The organism is Streptomyces cathayae (genome assembly GCF_029760955.1).
Taxonomy (GTDB): domain Bacteria; phylum Actinomycetota; class Actinomycetes; order Streptomycetales; family Streptomycetaceae; genus Streptomyces; species Streptomyces cathayae.
In genome coordinates, this window is the sequence record NZ_CP121682.1 from 2,591,048 (window position 1) to 2,608,285 (window position 17,238).

The window sequence follows — 17,238 nt, forward strand, 5'->3', positions numbered from 1 at the left end:
CAACCGACACGCCCCCGTAGCTCAGGGGATAGAGCAACGGCCTCCGGAGCCGTGTGCGCAGGTTCGAATCCTGCCGGGGGCACCTTGCATGAGGTGCCCAAAGACCCCGTCACCAGCGGAAACGCTGAGAGCGGGGTCTTCGCGTATGTGCAGCCGTGTGCCGCTCGGAGTGGGCGTATGTCGGGGGCCGTGGACTATTCGTGGACAGGATCTTGGGGCGTCTGCCCAGGTCAGCCCCCGTAAACGGCAAAGTCTCCGGACAGCTCGGCAGACCGAGCGGGTGGCACCGCACCGCACAGGGAACCGGCCGGCGGTGATGCCGCGTCCGCAGCGAATCACCACTGTTTGCACCAGGCCGTACGGGCGCGTTAGCTACCGTCTACGCAGCAGGGTGACACATGTGAACGCCAGGGGGTGGGGATGTCCGGCGCGACCATCTCTGTGATCGTTGCAATCGTTGGTGTGGGCGGCACGCTCGCTTCGGCAGTGATCACTCAGGTTCTGGCCCAGCGGGCTGAGTTAAGGAGGTTGGAACGGGAAGAGCGGATTCGTCTTGGGGAGCAGCGGGCTTCTGAGGATCAGCGCAAGATCGACCAGCTTCGGAACTGTTATGTGCAGTTGAACGCACATGATCGGCACTACAGGGACGCGATGCTGGCGTACGCCTACGCGCTTAAATCTGGATCCGCCGAAGCGGAAGCAGCGGAAGTGAGCAGTGCGCGGCGTGCTCAACGGGATATCCGCGCTGAAGCTCAGCTGGTGGCAAGCGACGCAGTGCTCGAGATCGAGGGTCGAGTGAATGCTCAGCTCACGATCGCCTACAGACGCCTGATGGAGGCAACAGCCGAGTCGGACTCATCCACTCGTCAGGCGAGGCTTGACCAGGTCATTGACCTCTTGGACTCGATCACCCCGCAGCAGGGGCACGTGCGAGCACCCATGCGCCTTGAGGTGCGCGCTACTCAAGAACTTCCGGACTGGTACAACCCCGAGATCGGACTAGCACCACACCAACTGGCCGATTACTGATGTTCTACAGCTGACGTCCTGAGGCGTAAGCCCTCAGACAGCCCGAGGGCTTACGCCTCGTAAGACAACGATCACTCGTACTCGCGCAACAACTCCTCGATCTCGCGGTTGACGATCTGGCCGGGGATGAGCGCCGGTTCCCGAGCCTGCTTCTTCCCCGCGGTGGGCTGGGTCTCCGTCAGCTCGACACGACCGCGGTGCCTGCCGCAACCCCGCCGACCTTGCCGGGCGAGCCTTGCCGTTCGCATCGCGGATGTCATGGCTTCACACACCCCCACGCGTCATGACTACAAGTCATATCACCCTTACGCATCGTTACTTCATCACGCGCCAAGGGGAGATCTACATCACAGTGGCCCGACATGAAAGCCCACCGATCGCTGCGCAGGTTTCCTGGCGAGAGCAACAACCGGAGGGCGGGCACCCAGGAGGTACTGCTATGAGTGTGACCTCGGCAAACTCACTTTCGATCCCCCGACTGCGCGACCGGGCTGCCGTCCTCGTCGTCATCGTGGTCGTCTACGTCCCCGTCGCACAGATCCAAGACGTGCTGACCAGCCTGATCGCGCTGTCAGCGGTCCTGGTCTGTGGCTCCGCGGTGAGCGCCGTATCAGCCCGACGGCCGCAAGCGAACGTGACCGTCGGCTAGACCCGAAGAGACACTCTCCCCCGGCCTCCCCTCACCGGGAAGCCGGGAGAGCCGCCCGTGCCCCGGCGTGCCCGATCGAGCGGGAAACCACGGGGAACACGGGGCAGTCACAGGAGCCGGACACGAGAACGGCTCCGACCGGACACCCGTGCCAGGAGGCTTTGGAGGAGGCCTCCTGGTGTTGGCCTGGTCATTGACCGCAGGAAATCTCAGCCAGCCATTCCGGGGTGTGGCACTCAGCGAACGACCACTTCCGGTCCGAGTAGCGGTCGTCCGTGCTGTCGGTGTACACCTCAAGCCCGCCCTGCGGCGTCAAGCGGTAGTACTCGCGGATCGGGTCACCCTCCACAGTGGGATGAGTCACCTTCAGTTCCGCGCTCTCACCACTCTTCAGGGCTCGCCGGAGACAGACGATTTCCCGCACCGCCTGCTTCTGTATCTCCTCGCCCTGGGCCAAGCTCACTTCGCCACAACTTGAAAACTCGGTTCTGGACTCCCAGTGGTCCTTGACCGGATCGCCCAGCATGCCGCAGCCTGCCCCCAGCAAGGACGTGGTCGCCACCGCGACGAGCCGCGCGCGGACCGAAACGGCCGTCCCCCAGCGACGACAGGCCCTGTTCCGGCCTGTCGTCCGCGTCAGGTCCGCCGACCCCACCCGTCGCAACCGGTCCGGCACATCGTTGCCGACGTACGCGAGTAGACCCGTTTCCGTTCCCAAAGCCCCTCCCCGAATCCAGTACTTGATCGCGGCCGCACCACACCCGTCAGCTCCGGCATGAGATGCACCGATGCCGCTTCTCCGGACCGTTGGTCCGACCGACCGCGGTGAGGATGCCCGCCTCGGCGAGGGTCTGCACATCACGAGTGGCCTGCTGGGAGTCCAGCCCTTCGCTCTTCTCGTAACGGGAGCGGCACACGCGTACGGCCAGGGCCACTTCGTGGAGGGCGGCGACCTGCCGTTCGCTGACACCCAGGGCGTCAGCGTGCCGGTCGAGCAGCCATGGAACAGGAAGGGTCCAAGAACTCGAGGATGGAGCGCCTCCCTGCCCTGACAGTGTCCGGGCGCCGTGAAGTCAGTACAAGGCCTCGGCGGCTTTGGTCAGTGGCCCACCCGCGTCACCTGTGTTGAGGACCCCTGCCGGTTCCAGCAGCAGGATGGCGGTCTCCTCGTCGGCCACGGGGCAGTGTTCGACACCGCGGGGCACCACGAACAGCTCGCCCGGTTCGAGCGTGACGTCGCCGTCCCTGAGCTGGATGGTGAGCCGGCCGCTGATGCCGAGGAACAGTTCGTCGGTGTCCTCGTGGGTGTGCCAGACGAATTCACCCTTCAGCTTGGCCAGCTTGACCTCGTAGTCGTTGGAGAGGGCACACCGTCCCGAAGTCGTGAGCACTTTGGAGACTGCTGTCCTGGTGTCGCTCATGTGAGCGCTTGAGTGACACACGCCCGCTGACTGTTCACGGTTTTCGGCATGGCACCCGTCGCCGACGCCGACCCCGCAGCACAGGGGCCGCACAGCTCTCCGCACCACCCGGCGGGCGCCGTTCTGGGCAGTGGCTCGTGCCGGGAACGCCGTCGACGCCATGCTCGGCCTCGCCGCCCTCGCCGCCCCGGGCCCGGGGCGGTTCGTACCTCGGCACCCGAGGGTCTCACCGCCCTGTGCGGCTCCCGCGTCACCGTCATCAAGGTCTGACATCGGCGTCGGGGCGGGGTGCCCGGCCGGGGGCTCCCTCCGGGAGGAGCCGCAGCGACTGAAGGGGAGGGCCGGATTGTCCGGCCCTCCCCTTGTGTGTGCCGGGAGTTACTCGGTGACCTCGTGGCCGTGGCCCTCGTGCAGGCCGCCGCCGCTGCCCGCCGAACCCTCGGTGTTCCGCGGCGCCACCGGCTTGCTCAGCGGGCTGGTGTCCCAGGCGTACCGGCCCACCGCGTTGGCGATGACGTCGATGTTGACGTCGAACGCCTTCATGCTGATGTTCTTCAGGTTGTCGCAGGCGGCGTGGTAGCAGGCGTCGTACGCGACACCGGCCTTGCCGCCGTACGCCTTCGCCTGCTCGGCCGTCTTGATGCCCTCGGCACCGGTGAAGGTGCCGCCCGAGGGGATGCCCACCTCGATGAACGGCCCGTAGTCCGACCGGCCGGTGAAGTCGGTGCCCTCGTACGGGATGCGTCGGCTGTCCAGGTAGTCGGTGATCTGCCGCTCCAGCTGCGCCGAGCCCTCCGGGCCGGGGCCGGCTCCGACCCGGTCGGAGTCGTCGCCGTCGTAGACGAACTGGGCGTAGTTGGGCGAGGCGATCATGTCGAAGTTCAGGTACAGCTTGATCTTCGCGCGGTCCGCCGCCGAGAGGCTGCCGACGTACGCCTCCGAGCCCAGCAGGCCGAACTCCTCGGCCGACCACCAGGCGAAGCGCACCTTGTTCCCGGTCTTCTCGTGGGCGAGGTTCAGGGCCACGTCGAGGATGCCGGCGGAGCCGGAGCCGTTGTCGTTGATGCCCGGGCCGTCCGCCACCGAGTCCAGGTGGGCACCGAACATCACCACGTTGTCGGCCTTGCCGCCCTTGGTCTCGGCGATCACGTTGTAGGTGCGCCGGGTCTCCGAGAAGGTGCGGATCTCCAGGTTGACGGTCACCTCGCCGGCGGCGGCCTTGGCCGCGAGCGCCTCGCCGTCCGCCTGGGTGACGCCGCCTGCCGGGATCTTGGCGACGGACGGGTCTCCCAGGGTGCCGCTGAGCGCGCCCTCGGTGTTGTTGTAGATGATCGCGCCGGCCGCGCCCGCGCCGGCGGCGGCCTCCTGCTTCTCCGCGAAGGTGCAGCCGCCGCGCTTGATCAGCGCGATCTTGCCGGTGAACGTCCCGGAGGCGTAGTCCCCCGGCTCGCAGCCGGTGGTGTCGTCGACCGGCACCACCGCGACCGGTGCGGTGATGCCGCCGACCGGGCTGCTGGCGGAGTACGTCATGGCGGTCACCGGAACGTCCTGCTGCTGCGGCGACACCACCCGCAGGCTCTGCGCCAGCGTCTCGGTGAACGGGAAGTCGAACGCGTTCCGGGTCACCGAGTACCCGGCCTTCCGCAGCAGGCCTTCGACGTACTCGGCCGACTGCCGGTGCCCCTTCGACCCGGCCACCCGGGTGTTCCCGTTCTTGTCGGCGATCCGCTGGAACTGTCTCAGATGCTCGTGGGCATCCTTGGCGTCGCTCTTCTTGACGAGCTTCTTCGCGAGCTTGGCAGCCTCCTTGGCAGGGTCGCTGTGGGCGGAGGCGGTGCCCGAACCGATCAGCAGCAGCGGCGTTATGAGCCCTGCGACGGATACGGCGACTACCGTGGTGCGGCGGTTCCGAGCGTTCAAAGCGCTTCCTTCCGGTGGTCCATGAGGAATGGGTGTAGAACCGAAAACAGGCCGAACGACGTGCGGTGGTACTCCGGACAGGCGGGGATGGCTGGATCGCTCCACCCCTACCACCGGCAAGGAGAAAGGTATCTGCTCGATAAACGCTTGGTAATGGGTCGACGGGAATCTTCGGCGTCACCGCCACCCGTACGCACGATCGGCCGTCGCTCCAGTGGAGTTGACCGGAAGTCACCGGCGCCGCCCGGCGCCGCACCAGGCACGCGTTCGCCCCGTGGCGACGTGTCACCCGGTTGCCGGGCCGGGCCGGGCGAGCCGGGCCGGGCGGGCCGGCGGGGTCGTGGGTCAGTGGCTGTCGGTGAGTTGTCCGGCCAGGCGTCGGCGCATGTGGGCGCTGGGCTCGTTGAGGCCCGTGACGGTGACCTTCTTGCCCCGTCGGGCGTACTTGGTCTCGATGGCGTCCAGGGCGGCCACGGACGAGGCGTCCCAGATGTGGGTGCCGGAGAGGTCGATGACCACGTCGTCCGGGTCGCCCTTGTAGTCGAACTGATGGACCAGGTCGTTGGAGGAGGCGAAGAACAGTTCGCCGGTGACCGAGTAGACGACCTGTGTGCCGTCGGGGTCGACCACCCCGGAGACGTCGGCCAGATGGGCCACCCGCTTGGCGAAGATGACCATCGCGGTGACGGAGCCGACGACGACGCCGACGGCGAGGTTGTGGGTGGCGACCACGACGATCACGGTGGTCGCCATGACCACGGTCTCGCCCGGCGGCATGCGCTTGAGGGTCTTGGGCCGGACGGAGTGCCAGTCGAAGGTGGCCACCGACACCATGACCATGACGGCGACGAGGGCGGCCATGGGGATGTCGGAGACGACGGGCCCGAAGACGATGCACAGCACCATCAGGAAGGCGCCGGCCAGGAACGTGGACAGGCGGGTCCGGGCGCCGGAGACACGGACGTTGATCATCGTCTGGCCGATCATGGCGCAGCCGCCCATGCCGCCGAAGAACCCGGTGACGATGTTGGCGATGCCCTGGCCGACGGACTCGCGGGTCTTGTCGGAGTGGGTGTCGGTGATGTCGTCGACGAGCTTGGCCGTCATCAGCGACTCCATCAGTCCCACCAGCGCCATGGCGAGCGCGTACGGGGCGATGAGGGTCAGCGTGTCCATGGTGAAGGGCACGTCCGGCAGGCCGGGGACGGGCAGGGAGGACGGCAGTTCGCCCCGGTCGCCGACCGTGGGGACCGCGATGCCGGCGGCGACGGTGATCACGGTCAGCACCACGATGGAGACCAGCGGCGCCGGAACGGTCTGGGTGACCTTCGGGAAGAACACCATGAGGGCCAGGCCGGCGACGACGAGCGGGTAGACCGCCCAGGGGACGTCGCGCACCTCCGGCACCTGGGCCATGAAGATCAGGACGGCGAGCGCGTTGACGAAGCCGACCATCACCGAGCGGGGCACGAACCGCATGAGCTTCGCCACGCCGAGGGCCCCCAGAACCACCTGGAAGACACCGGCCAGGATGACGGCGGCGACCAGGTACCCCAGTCCGTGCTCGCGGTTGAGGGGGGCGATGACGAGGGCGACCGCGCCGGTGGCGGCGGAGATCATCGCCTTGCGGCCGCCCACGACGGATATGACGACCGCCATGGTGAACGAGGCGAACAGGCCGACGCCGGGGTCGACGCCGGCGATGATCGAGAAGGAGATGGCCTCCGGGATCAGGGCCAGGGCCACGACCAGCCCGGCCAGCACCTCGGTACGGAGGACCTTGGGGGAAGCGAGCCAGTCGGGCTTGGACATGCGCGGTTCGAGGGCTGCGGACAGCGGTGAGGACATACAACCGTTCCTGTTCGGGCGCACACGTCCATGCCGCTGGACGCACGTGCGCGTCGTACCGACTCCGCAAGGTGTGGAGTCTTCGGCGGTCCGGCCGCCTCGGCGGGACCCTGCCGGACAGGGCGGCAGCCATCCGGTGCCGGTCGGGCGTCATCGCCCGGAAGTCTTCGGGTGCCGTCCGGGTCCGATCGGGACCCCGCCACGGCGGTCGCGCTCCGGGCCGCACGACGGAACGGCGGGAACGAGCGCAGCGGGAAACTCTACCTCGCAAGGGGCCCGGGCCCGCTGCGCGGCATCGCGCCCGGTGCCCCGCGGAGGGCCTGCCAGGCTGCTCCGGCGGCGGTGAGCACCTCGCCCGCGGGGTGCGGCGCCCCGGCGTCGCACGGCGCCCTGGCCGCTGCCACCGCGGTGCCGGACCTGATGGGGGCGCTGGGGACGACCCCGAGGCCTGGCCCGAGGGGCGCCACCCGTGCTGGTACCGGCGATCGGTCGGTGGGCGGTTCGCGTGGCCCCTTCGGTGGCGTGTCACCTGCTGGAAGAGGACCCTGGAGGCAGGGGCGACGTGATGGAGAGACCCCATGACTCGGACCGGTACAGGCCACAAGGCGCACACGCCGTTCTTTTCCCGCCCGGGCGTCCGCCGCCTCGCGCCGTTCGTCCTGATCACCGCGATCGCTCTGATCTTCATCTTCGAGAACCGCGCGAGCGTCGAGATCCGGCTTCTCGTTCCGATGGTGACCATGCCGCTGTGGGGCGCCCTCCTGATCGCCTGGGCCCTCGGCATGCTCGCCTGCCTCTTCACCCTGCGTCGACGCTCGAACCGGCGCCCATGACGGACGGGGTGGGTTCAGGCGACGGCACCGCGTCCCTCCCGAACGGTTTGCCGCCGCCGGTACGGGCTACGCGGGCGGTGCGACGGACCGCCGACGCAGGAACCGGAGGTTTTCATGACCACGCGGATACGTGACGTGATGTCGCCCGGCACCGCCGCCGTCGAGCCCATGACCACGGTGGCGCGAGCCGCCCGGCTGATGCGCGAGCAGGACATCGGCGATGTCCTGGTGACGTACGACTGTGATCTGTTCGGCATGCTCACCGACCGGGACATCGTGATCCGGGCCCTCGCCGAGGGCCTCGACCCCGCGGCCACGTCCGTCGGCTCGGTGTGCACCCGCCCGCCGGTGGTGACCCTGGCGCCGGACGACAGCACCGATCACGCGATCGAGCTGATGCGGCGGTACGCGGTGCGCCGCCTGCCGGTGGTGGAGCGCGGTGGCTGCCCGGTCGGCATCGTCAGTCTCGGCGACCTCGCCACCACCGAGGACCCGCGCTCGGCCCTGGCGGACGTCAGCAGGGCCGCCCCCAACCGTTGACGGAGGCACATCGTGCGCGACGAAGACCCCGACGCGACCACTCGGGAGGCGCCGAGGGCGCGCTCCGGGGCGATCGGCGGGCGGTGGCCGCGGACGGGCACCGAACCGGTCACCGCCCGCAGTCCGCTCCGGCTGCGGCTGCTGCTGGCGGGTGCCTTCCTGCCGCTCTTCACCGCGGCGGCCGTGCTCTTCGGCCTCTGGGCCGCGGAATCCGGGCCCGGCGACAGCCCCGGCCGCGGCGCGCTGGTCATGCTCACGGTCGTCTGCGGTGTGCTCGCCCTGTCGGCGGCGGTCGATCTGTGGGTCGTGCTCCGTCGGCTGCGGCGCGAGCGGGAAGCCGGCGCCTCACGGTAGCGAGGCAGCGAGGCAGCGAGGAAAAGGGTGAGGCCGATGATCTCCCGAGTGTGCACGGTGCCCGTCGGCGACATCGAGCTGACGGGCGACCTCGACGTGCCGGCGCCCGCACGGGCGGTCGTGCTGTTCGCGCACGGCAGCGGCAGCTCCCGGCACAGCCCGCGCAACCGCGCGGTCGCCGCCGAACTGCGTACCGCGGGGCTCGGCACCCTGCTGATCGACCTGCTCACCGAGGAGGAGGAGCGGCGCGACACGGTGACCGGCGAGCACCGCTTCGACATCGCCCTGCTGGCCCGCCGTCTGGTGGCCTCGATCGACTGGCTCGAGGTCCTGCCCGAGACCCTGGACCTTCCCGTCGCCCTGTTCGGCGCCAGCACCGGTGCGGGCGCGGCCCTGGTCGCCGCCGCCGAGCGGCCCGCCCGGGTGCTGACCGTGGTGTCGCGCGGTGGACGGCCGGATCTGGCGGGCGACGCCCTGGAATCCGTACGGATGCCGGTCCTGCTGATCGTCGGCGGACGGGACGACCAGGTGATACGGCTCAACCAGGAGGCGGCCCGCAGGCTGGGCGGTCCGCACACCCTGCGGGTCGTACCGGGCGCCACCCACCTGTTCGAGGAGCCCGGCGCGCTGGAACAGGTCGCCGAGACCGCCAGCCGGTGGTGCGACGAACGCCTGCGGTCCGCGGCCGGCTGAGCGGTTCCGGACAGCCGTTCACCTCGGCGCCGGGTTCGGTCGCCGACGTCGCGCAGGACGCGTGGGGCGTGCCTGATCACCCCCCTGAACGCGGTGCTCGCCGTCTTCGGCCTGGAGCCCGGCGAGTTCCTCAACTCGCCGGGCAGCTCACTGGCGTCCATCGCCTTCCTGGCACTGCAGCGCTCGTTCATCCGGGGGCTGACGTCGGTAGCGGTCGCGGGGGTCTTCAACTGCTGGTCTTCAAGGTCGGGTGAGTGTGCGTAACCATGTGTGAGTGAGTGTCGTTGTCAGAGCATGAATCTCACGGAATGGGCGAAGGCGCAGGGCGTGCATCCGCAGACCGCGTATCGCTGGTTCCGCGAGGGGACGCTGCCGGTACCGGCGGATGGGGGTCCCCCCCGGACGGAGTCTGGGGGAGGGTCGGCCCGCGTACGATCCTCGTGAACGTGGGGGGCAACGCCGCGCCCGAGGCGGTCGGCGGGCTGGGCTTGTATGCCCGTGTCTCCTCCCATGACCAGAAGACCGACCTGGAACGGCAGGTCGCCCGGCTGTCCCGGTGGGCGGCGCAGGCCGGTCACCGGGTGGTGCGCGTGGAGGCGGAGATCGCATCCGGTATGAACGGTGCCCGTCCCAAAGCCAAGCGGCTGCTGGCCGATCCGGACGTGACCACTGTGGTGGTCGAGCACAAGGACCGGCTGGGCCGGATGAACACCGAACTTGTCGAAGCCGCCCTGTCCGCACATGGGCGCCGCCTCGTGGTCCTTGATGACGGCGAGGTCGAAGACGACCTGGTGTGCGACATGGTGGAGGTGCTGACCTCGTTCTGTGCTCGCCTGTACGGTCGCCGGTCGGCGAAGAACCGTGCCCGCAAGGCTTTGGAGGCCGCCGAGCATGGCTGACTCCACACTGCACGCGATCGAGGCGCCGTTCGTTGCGCCGGGCCCGTCCGGGGTGGCGATCCGCACCAGCATCAAAGGCATGTCCCAGCGGGACCGTGAGGTGTTGCCCCTGGTGGGCGCACATCTGGGTTCGCTGGCCTGTGCCGACCTCAGGGCACGTTGCCGGGCGGGTACCGATCACGACAGCGACCAGTGGGCGGAGCGCAAGCGGGCCCTGACCGAGGAGTCGTCCTCCCGCTGGGCCGGGAGCATCACGAAGGCCACCCACGACCAGTGGGGCCTCTCGCGCCGTGCCCAGCTCGCCCACATCCAGAACCTTGAGGCCGGGGTGCGCACGATCGCGCACCGCCTGTCCCGGCCGGTCGGGGAGAAAGGCACGAAGCGAGCGCCGGGCGGCTACCGCACGAAGCAGGAGTGGTTCCAAAAGACCCGGCGCCTGCATGTGCTGGAAGACCGGCTGGAGCGCGAGCGGTCCGACCGTGGGGCCGGTGTCGTGCACGTGGTGCGGGGCGGGAAGCGACTGGCTCGCAGCCGGCACAATCTGGAAGCCGCCCAGCTCGCCGAGCACGAGTGGCGGCAACGCTGGGAGGCCGAACGCTGGTTCCTCCAGGCAGACGGGGAGTCGGGCAAGCGTTTGGGAAACGAGACCATCCGCGTGGGCTCCGACGGCGAGGTCAGCATCAAGCTCCCGGCTCCGATGGCGCACCTGGCCAACGCCCCGCGTGGCCGGTACGTGCTCGACGGCCGGATCGATTTCCGGCACCGCGGCGAGGAGTGGGCCGACCGCGTATCGGCGAACCGGGCGGTGGCCTACCGCATCCACTACGACGTGGACCGGGGCCGCTGGTACCTCACCGCGTCGTGGACGATTCCCCCGGTCCAGACCGTTCCCCTGGCCGTAGCCAGGGCGAACGGGCTCATCGGTGTGGACACCAACGCCGACCACTTCGCAGCGTGGCGTCTGGATGAGCACGGCAACCCGATGGGTGAGCCCCGCCGCTTCCGCTACGACCTCGACGGCACCGCCCACCACCGGGACGCCCAGGTGAGGCACGCCCTCACCCGCCTCCTTCACTGGGCACGGCGCGAAGGCGTCGCCATCGCGATCGAGGACCTGGACTTCGGCGCGGAGAAGACGCGGGAGAAGCACGGCCGCAGGAAGCGGTTCCGCAAGCTGATCTCCGGCATGCCCGTCGCCAGGCTGCGGGCACGGCTGGTGTCGATGGCGGCCGAACTCGGCATCGCCGTCGTCGCGGTCGACCCCGCGTACACCTCGATGTGGGGCGCGCAGCACTGGCAGAAGCCCCTCACCTCGAAGAACCGCAGGACCACCCGTCACGACGCCGCTGGCGTCGCGATCGGGCGACGCGCTCTCGGGCACCGTATCCGGCGACGGACGGCACCGCCCCCACACGACCAGAGCGATCGTGTGGGGCATCGGACCGCCCAGGCCGGACACGGCACCCGCGGGCGTGAGGAAACCCGCCCCCGCATCCCCGGACCACGGACACGATCCGTGTCGCCGGACGCGGCGCGAACGCGGGTGACCAGTGCATCCACAACCGTTCGGGATGCGCCAGTCGACCAGGTTTGGGTCCAAGACTCACTCCTGCTCACTGATTAGGAACGGTGGAGGTGATCTCGATGAGTTCGCCCTGCCGGATGCGGGCGTAGAACCACCGCGCGTCCTTGACGCTCAGGCCCAGCCAACCGGTCTTCGCGCCGGGGACGCCCAGGGGCTTGGTGCCGCCGGCCAGGGCGCCCGCGTAGACGGGCGGCCGGTCGCCGGTCCGCAGTTCCACCACGTACGGGACCTCGGTGCCCCGGCGGTTCTCGGCGCTCGGGTCGCCCGGCAGCGTCACGGCCTTGTGCTTGGCGCGCACGGTCAGTAGGTGGCCGGGAGGCAGCGCGGTGACGGCGTACGAGTCGACACGCATGACGTGGCCGCCGATCGTGAGCGTGCGGCGGTCCAGGTCGAGGAAGCCGTCCGTGGCGGCGGCCGAGCGGGTGGGCGCCCCGTCGGGCGCCGACGTGCCGGCGGCCGTCGGGGCACCGGAGGCCCGGGCGCCGGACGAGGCGGCCGGGAGGTGACGGTGGTGGCCGGGCTCCTCGGCGTGCACGGTGAGCCCGATCGTCGTCAGCACGCAGGCCGCCGTGGTCGCCATGCCGAACGCGACCGTGGTCCGGCGACGGCGGGCACGGCGCCGTGCCCGGGTGCGTACCTCGGCGGCCGGCACGGGCGGCGGCGCTTCGTGGTCCGCCGCCAACTCGCGCAACGCGGTGGCGAGTTCATCCGACACGGCCGCCCTCCCTCCAGGCCGTCTCCTCGGCCTCGTCCACCGCCAGCTCCTTGGCCAGTGCCGCCCGCCCCCGGAACAGCCGAGCCTTGACCGTCCCCACGGGCGCGCCGGTCTCGGAGGCTACCTGCTCGACCGTGAGGTCGCACAGATGGTGGAGGACGACGGCCATCCGCTGGGTTTCCGGCAGCCGGCGCAACGCGGTCACCAGCGCGGCGCGTTCGGGGCCGGGGCCGGGGGTCGACTCCGGCGGCGCGGAATGGCGCACCAGTTCCAGCCAGCGCTTCGCCCGTCGCCAGCGACTGACCGCCAGACGCATGGCGACGGTACGGGTCCACGCCTCGGGTGCCCCGTCGGCCTGGAGCTTGTGGCGCCGGTCCCAGGCCCGCACGAACGCCTCCTGGACCACGTCCTGGGCCTCGCCCAGATCCCCGGTGAAGGCGAAGAGCTGCCCGGTCAGACGGGGGAACGCGGCCGCGTAGAAAGCGTCGAACTCGTCCTCGGTCATGCCCTCCGCCGGTGTCCTTGAATGTCCCTTACAACCCGGCCGTACCTGTCATGTGCACAGATCCCGCAGATCACGCACATGGAAGCACAGCCCTGAGGGAAGACGCCGAACACGGGTCCGAGGATCCATCGTCCGCCGTTCGGCCGACCGCACGCCGTCCCCGTCCGCTCTTCGCCGTCCACGGCGCCGCCGTACTCACCCCACCGAGATGCCGTCGGGTCACCGCCATGTCACGATCGAGGTGATTTATCACCTGATGATCATTCAAGGGTGCCGTTGCTCGTACCCAGTGCCCGGGGGTCCGGTGCGAGACGCCTGGAGGTAGTGATGCTGCTGAGTCTGCCGGAGCGGGAACGCCTGATGATCTACACGGCGGCCAAGCTCGCCCTGGAGCGCAGGGAACGCGGCCTGAGACTGAATCTCCCCGAGGCGACCGCGTTCATCGCCTCGTTCCTCCTCGAGGGCGCCCGCGACGGCCGCACCAAGGCCGATCTGCAGAACGCCGGCCGGGGTCTGCTGCGCCGGGAGGACGTGATGGAGGGCGTACCGGAGATGCTCACCCAGGTGCAGGTGGAGGCGACCTTTCCGGACGGCACGAAGCTGATCGCGGTGCAGGAGCCGATCCAGTGACCGGCCCTCGGCTCGGTCCCGGCTCGGGGGAGGAACTCGTACCCGCGTCCGGGAGGAGCGGGCATACGGGGATGATTCATTTTGACGCCGACTCGGGCGAGTTGGAGGGGTCGCCGGGGCAGATCGTCTATGCCGACGGACCCGTCACCATCAACGCGGGGCGGTCCGTGGTCACGGTGCGGGTGGACAACACCGCCGACCGGCCGGTCAGCGTCGGCTCGCACTACCACTTCGCCGAGGCGAACCCGGCCCTGCGGTTCGACCGGGACCTGGCCTGGGGCAGACATCTGAACATCCTGGCGGGCGCGATGGTGCGGTTCGCCCCGGGCGCCACCGTGGAGGTCGAACTCGTCCCGCTGGCCGGCCGACGCGTCGTCCTCGGCCTGCGCGGCCTGTGCGGAGGTGCTCTCGATGGCTGAGATCGACAGACGGCAGTACGTGGCCTCGCTCGGGCCGACCACGGGCGACCGCATCCGGCTGGCGGACACCAATCTGTTCATCGAGGTCGAGGAGGACCGCTGCGTCGGGGGCGACGAGGCGGTGTTCGGCGGCGGCAAGTCGGGCCGGGAGTCGCAGGGGCAGTCCCACGCCACCCGCGCCGAGGGAACACCGGACCTCGTGATCGGCGGCGTGGTGGTGCTGGACCACTGGGGCGTGGTCAAGGCCGACGTCGGCATCCGGGACGGCCGGATCGTCGCGCTCGGCAAGAGCGGCAACCCCGACATCATGGACGGTGTCCACCCCGACCTGGTGATCGGGCCGTCCACCGAGATGGTCAACGGCAGCGGGCTGATCATGACGGCGGGGACGGTGGACACCCACGTCCACTATGTCACCCCGGAGATTTCCGTGGTCGCGCTGGAGATGGGCACCACCACCCTGGTCGGCGGCGGCACCGGCGCCACCGACGGCTCGAAGGCGGCCCTGGCGACCCCCGGCGGCTGGTGGATGGAGCGCATGCTGGAGGCGTTCGACCCCTGGCCGGTCAACGTCCTGTTCCTGGGCCGCGGGACCACGGTGTCCGAGGAGGCGCTGTGGGAGCAGTTGCGCTCCGGGGTGGGCGGTTTCAAGGTCCACGAGGACTGGGGCGCCACCCCGGCCGTGATCGACACGGCGCTCCGGGTGGCGGACGCGGCCGGCGTCCAGGTCGCGATCCACAGCGACACCCTCAACGAGGCCGGCTTCGTGGAGGACCTGCTGCGCACCGTGAACGGCCGCAGCTTCCACGCCTTTCACACCGAGGGCGCCGGCGGCGGCCACGCCCCGGACATCATCCGGATCGCCGGTGAGCCCCATGTGCTGCCGTCCTCGACCACACCGACCCGCCCGTTCACCGTCAACACCGCCGACGAACAGCTCGACATCTGCCTGATCGCCCACCATCTGAACCCGAACGTCCCCGCGGAACTGGCGTTCGCCGAGAGCAGGGTGCGGGCCTCCACGATGGCCGCCGAGGACATTCTGCAGGACATCGGGGCCATCTCGGCGATGACCTCCGACGCCCTGGCGATGGGCCGGCTCGGCGAGGTGGCACGCCGTACCTGGCAGACCGCGCACGTGATGAAGGAGCTGCGCGGTCCGCTGCCCGGCGACAACCGGGCGGACAACCACCGTGCCCGCCGTTACATCGCCAAGTACACCATCGTCCCGGCGGTGATCCACGGGCTGGAACGCGAGGTCGGCTCCGTCGAACCGGGCAAACTCGCCGACCTGGTGCTGTGGGATCCGGCGCTGTTCGGGGTGCGCCCGGTGGCGGTGTACAAGGGAGGCATGCCGGCCATGGCGCTGGTCGGCGATCCGAACGCGGCGGTCCCCACGCCGCAGCCGGTGCTGCCGCGGCTGGGGTACAACGCGCACACCCGGGCCTCCGCGGCGACCAGCGTGGCGTTCGTCGCTCCGGCGGCCGTCGAGGACGGGCTGGCCGACCGGCTCCGCGTCGAGCGCCGGCTGGTCCCGGTGGAGAACATGCGCGGCCGGTCGAAGGCCGATCTGCCGGAGAACGACGCACTGCCGGACATCGAGGTCGACCCCGACACGTTCGCCGTACGCATCGACGGCCAGGAGGTCACCCACGAACCCGTGTCCCATCTGCCCATGTCCCAGCGTTACTTCCTCTTCTGACAGTCCGATGACACACCGGCAGACCCCTGACCCGGCCCCCGGACCGGCACCGACCGCCGGTCTGTCCGCCCTGCTGGTGCTCGCCGACGGCCGGTTCCCCGCCGGCGGTCACGCCCACTCCGGCGGGCTGGAGGCCGCGGTCGCCGCCGGCCGGGTGCGCGACGCGGCCGACCTGGAGTCGTTCCTGCGGGGCCGCGTGGCCACCAGCGGCGCCACCGCCGCCGCGTTCGCCGCCGCCGCGTGCGGCCGGCCCGCCGACCCGTCCGGGGCGGCGCTGCGGGAGCTGGACGCCGAACTGGACGCCCGCACCCCCTCTCCCGCGCTGCGCGCCGCCTCGCGCAGACTGGGCCGCCAGCTCCTGCGCGCCGTCGGGGCGGTTCGCCCGCACCCGGAGCTGGACGTCCTCGCCGCCGCACTGCCCGAGGGCCCCCACCAGCCGGTCGGACTGGGGGTGGCCGCCCGGGTCCTCGGGCTCGGCCCGCACGCGGCGGCGACGGCGGCGCTGCACGAGGCGGCCTCGGGCCCCGCGACCGCGGCGGTGCGGCTGCTCGGGCTCGATCCGTTCGCCGCCCACGGCGTCCTCGTACGGCTCGGGCCACAGCTGGACGCACTGGCCCGCGACGCCGCCGCGTCCGCCTCCGCCGCTGCGGCGCGACTGGCCGCACTGGGAGCCCCGATGCTCGACATCTCCGCCCAAACCCACGCTGCCTGGGAGGTGCGTCTCTTTGCTTCCTGAACCCGCTGACCCGAGCCACCCGAACCCGACCCCCGTCCCCACCGCTTCCGATGCCACGCACCCGCGCCCCCATCCGCATCCGCATCCGCATCCGTCGGAGGATTCGTCCCCGGTTCCCTCCGGTGGGCCGGCTCGCGAAGCCGGGCGGCCGCTGCTGATCGGGTTCGGTGGTCCGGTGGGGTCCGGCAAGACCGCGCTGGTGGCCGCGCTGTGCCGCTCGCTCGCCGGGGAACTGCAGGTGGCGGTGGTGACCAACGACATCTACACCACCGAGGACGCCGACTTCCTGCTCCGTAACGGCGTCCTGCCCGCCGAACGCGTCCGCGCGGTCGAGACGGGCTGCTGCCCGCACACCGCCATCCGCGACGACATCTCGGCCAACCTCGAAGCCGTCGAGGACCTCGAACGGAGTCTGCCCCCGCTGGACCTGGTCCTCATCGAGAGCGGCGGGGACAACCTCACCGCCACCTTCAGCCGAGGACTCGTCCATCACCAGATCTTCGTCATCGACGTCGCGGGCGGCGACAAGGTGCCCCGCAAGGGCGGTCCGGGTGTCACCTCCGCCGATCTGCTGGTCGTCAACAAGACGGATCTGGCCGGTCAGGTGGGCGCCGACCTGGCGGTGATGGCCCGCGACGCGAAGGAGCGGCGCGGCGACCGCCCCGTGTGCTTCCTGTCCCTGACCGAGGACCCCGCCGCCCGGGAGGTCACCGCGTGGGTGCGTACGCTGCTGGCTCCGGCCGGCGGCTGAGGAGCGGCG

19 protein-coding genes, 1 tRNA gene and 2 pseudogenes are annotated in these 17,238 nt (G+C 70.3%); 15 read left to right on the plus strand and 7 right to left on the minus strand.

Going from position 1 to position 17,238, the window contains the following annotated elements; translation table 11 throughout:
• Window positions 1-10: 10 nt before the first annotated feature.
• Together PYS65_RS11540 and PYS65_RS11545 are read left to right on the plus strand one after the other, a co-directional pair.
• Window positions 11-82 (plus strand) — tRNA-Arg (locus PYS65_RS11540).
• A 338-nt stretch (window positions 83-420) separates the two neighbouring features.
• Window positions 421-1,029, plus strand: a complete 609-nt coding sequence (locus PYS65_RS11545; RefSeq protein WP_279333860.1) for a hypothetical protein — start codon at window positions 421-423, stop codon at window positions 1,027-1,029.
• A 71-nt stretch (window positions 1,030-1,100) separates the two neighbouring features.
• On the opposite strand, the gene PYS65_RS11550 is transcribed toward PYS65_RS11545, so the two are convergent.
• Window positions 1,101-1,277, minus strand: coding sequence for a hypothetical protein (locus PYS65_RS11550; RefSeq protein ID WP_279333861.1), 177 nt, complete (start codon window positions 1,275-1,277; stop codon window positions 1,101-1,103).
• Between the two features lie 191 nt (window positions 1,278-1,468).
• Between PYS65_RS11550 and PYS65_RS11555 the strand changes: the two genes are divergently transcribed.
• Window positions 1,469-1,678, plus strand: coding sequence for a hypothetical protein (locus tag PYS65_RS11555; RefSeq protein ID WP_279333862.1), 210 nt, complete (start codon window positions 1,469-1,471; stop codon window positions 1,676-1,678).
• Between the two features lie 190 nt (window positions 1,679-1,868).
• Here PYS65_RS11555 and PYS65_RS11560 read toward each other — a convergent pair whose 3' ends face one another.
• From PYS65_RS11560 to PYS65_RS11580, 4 genes are all read right to left on the minus strand, one after another.
• On the minus strand, window positions 1,869-2,396 hold the full coding sequence (locus PYS65_RS11560; RefSeq protein ID WP_279333863.1) for a hypothetical protein: 528 nt from the start codon (window positions 2,394-2,396) through the stop codon (window positions 1,869-1,871).
• Window positions 2,397-2,751: 355 nt separating this feature from the next.
• Complete coding sequence (locus PYS65_RS11565) at window positions 2,752-3,099, minus strand: cupin domain-containing protein (protein ID WP_279333864.1); 348 nt, start codon at window positions 3,097-3,099, stop codon at window positions 2,752-2,754.
• A gap of 378 nt (window positions 3,100-3,477) precedes the next feature.
• Window positions 3,478-5,019, minus strand: a complete 1,542-nt coding sequence (locus tag PYS65_RS11575) for a M28 family metallopeptidase (RefSeq protein WP_279333865.1) — start codon at window positions 5,017-5,019, stop codon at window positions 3,478-3,480.
• A gap of 345 nt (window positions 5,020-5,364) precedes the next feature.
• On the minus strand, window positions 5,365-6,867 hold the full coding sequence (locus PYS65_RS11580) for a SulP family inorganic anion transporter (protein WP_279333866.1): 1,503 nt from the start codon (window positions 6,865-6,867) through the stop codon (window positions 5,365-5,367).
• A 578-nt stretch (window positions 6,868-7,445) separates the two neighbouring features.
• Here PYS65_RS11580 and PYS65_RS11585 point away from each other — a divergent pair.
• The 7 genes and pseudogenes from PYS65_RS11585 to PYS65_RS11615 all read left to right on the plus strand — a co-directional run bounded on the left by PYS65_RS11585 (window position 7,446) and on the right by PYS65_RS11615 (window position 11,810).
• Window positions 7,446-7,700 (plus strand): LapA family protein, encoded by a 255-nt coding sequence (locus PYS65_RS11585; RefSeq protein ID WP_279333867.1) that lies wholly within the window; start codon window positions 7,446-7,448, stop codon window positions 7,698-7,700.
• Between the two features lie 114 nt (window positions 7,701-7,814).
• Window positions 7,815-8,240, plus strand: a complete 426-nt coding sequence (locus tag PYS65_RS11590) for a CBS domain-containing protein (protein WP_279333868.1) — start codon at window positions 7,815-7,817, stop codon at window positions 8,238-8,240.
• 12 nt (window positions 8,241-8,252) lie between these two features.
• Entirely contained in the window at window positions 8,253-8,594 is a 342-nt protein-coding gene (locus PYS65_RS11595; RefSeq protein ID WP_279333869.1) for a DUF6343 family protein, read from the plus strand.
• A gap of 36 nt (window positions 8,595-8,630) precedes the next feature.
• Complete coding sequence (locus PYS65_RS11600; RefSeq protein WP_279333870.1) at window positions 8,631-9,287, plus strand: dienelactone hydrolase family protein; 657 nt, start codon at window positions 8,631-8,633, stop codon at window positions 9,285-9,287.
• A gap of 93 nt (window positions 9,288-9,380) precedes the next feature.
• On the plus strand, window positions 9,381-9,551 hold the full coding sequence (locus PYS65_RS11605; RefSeq protein WP_279333871.1) for a hypothetical protein: 171 nt from the start codon (window positions 9,381-9,383) through the stop codon (window positions 9,549-9,551).
• A 30-nt stretch (window positions 9,552-9,581) separates the two neighbouring features.
• Window positions 9,582-10,186 (plus strand): annotated as a pseudogene (locus PYS65_RS11610) (IS607 family transposase).
• Entirely contained in the window at window positions 10,179-11,810 is a 1,632-nt protein-coding gene (locus PYS65_RS11615) for an IS200/IS605 family accessory protein TnpB-related protein (protein ID WP_279333872.1), read from the plus strand. The pseudogene PYS65_RS11610 and the gene PYS65_RS11615 overlap by 8 nt, the downstream one beginning before the upstream one ends.
• Here the strand turns inward: PYS65_RS11615 and PYS65_RS11620 are convergent.
• Both PYS65_RS11620 and PYS65_RS11625 read right to left on the minus strand, forming a co-directional pair.
• Complete coding sequence (locus PYS65_RS11620; RefSeq protein WP_279333873.1) at window positions 11,800-12,486, minus strand: hypothetical protein; 687 nt, start codon at window positions 12,484-12,486, stop codon at window positions 11,800-11,802. The two genes, PYS65_RS11615 and PYS65_RS11620, sit on opposite strands and share 11 nt — an antisense overlap.
• Window positions 12,476-12,991 (minus strand): SigE family RNA polymerase sigma factor, encoded by a 516-nt coding sequence (locus tag PYS65_RS11625; protein WP_279333874.1) that lies wholly within the window; start codon window positions 12,989-12,991, stop codon window positions 12,476-12,478. Before PYS65_RS11625 ends, PYS65_RS11620 begins: the two co-directional genes overlap by 11 nt.
• A 327-nt stretch (window positions 12,992-13,318) precedes the next feature.
• On the opposite strand from PYS65_RS11625, the gene PYS65_RS11630 reads away from it, so the two are divergent.
• The 5 genes and pseudogenes from PYS65_RS11630 to ureG all read left to right on the plus strand — a co-directional run.
• The gene (locus tag PYS65_RS11630) at window positions 13,319-13,621 is read left to right on the plus strand and encodes an urease subunit gamma (protein ID WP_279333875.1); all 303 of its coding nucleotides are present in this window, start codon (window positions 13,319-13,321) and stop codon (window positions 13,619-13,621) included.
• Window positions 13,622-13,692: 71 nt separating this feature from the next.
• The gene (locus PYS65_RS11635) at window positions 13,693-14,040 is read left to right on the plus strand and encodes an urease subunit beta (protein WP_279333876.1); all 348 of its coding nucleotides are present in this window, start codon (window positions 13,693-13,695) and stop codon (window positions 14,038-14,040) included.
• Window positions 14,033-15,742: an urease subunit alpha gene (locus PYS65_RS11640; protein ID WP_279333877.1), complete on the plus strand. Its 1,710-nt coding sequence runs from the start codon at window positions 14,033-14,035 to the stop codon at window positions 15,740-15,742. Before PYS65_RS11635 ends, PYS65_RS11640 begins: the two co-directional genes overlap by 8 nt.
• Window positions 15,743-15,749: 7 nt before the next feature.
• The gene (locus tag PYS65_RS11645) at window positions 15,750-16,478 is read left to right on the plus strand and encodes an urease accessory protein UreF (protein ID WP_279333878.1); all 729 of its coding nucleotides are present in this window, start codon (window positions 15,750-15,752) and stop codon (window positions 16,476-16,478) included.
• 70 nt (window positions 16,479-16,548) lie between these two features.
• Window positions 16,549-17,229, plus strand: a pseudogene (ureG, locus tag PYS65_RS11650) (urease accessory protein UreG); the annotation flags it as partial.
• Between the last annotated feature and the right edge of the window lie 9 nt (window positions 17,230-17,238).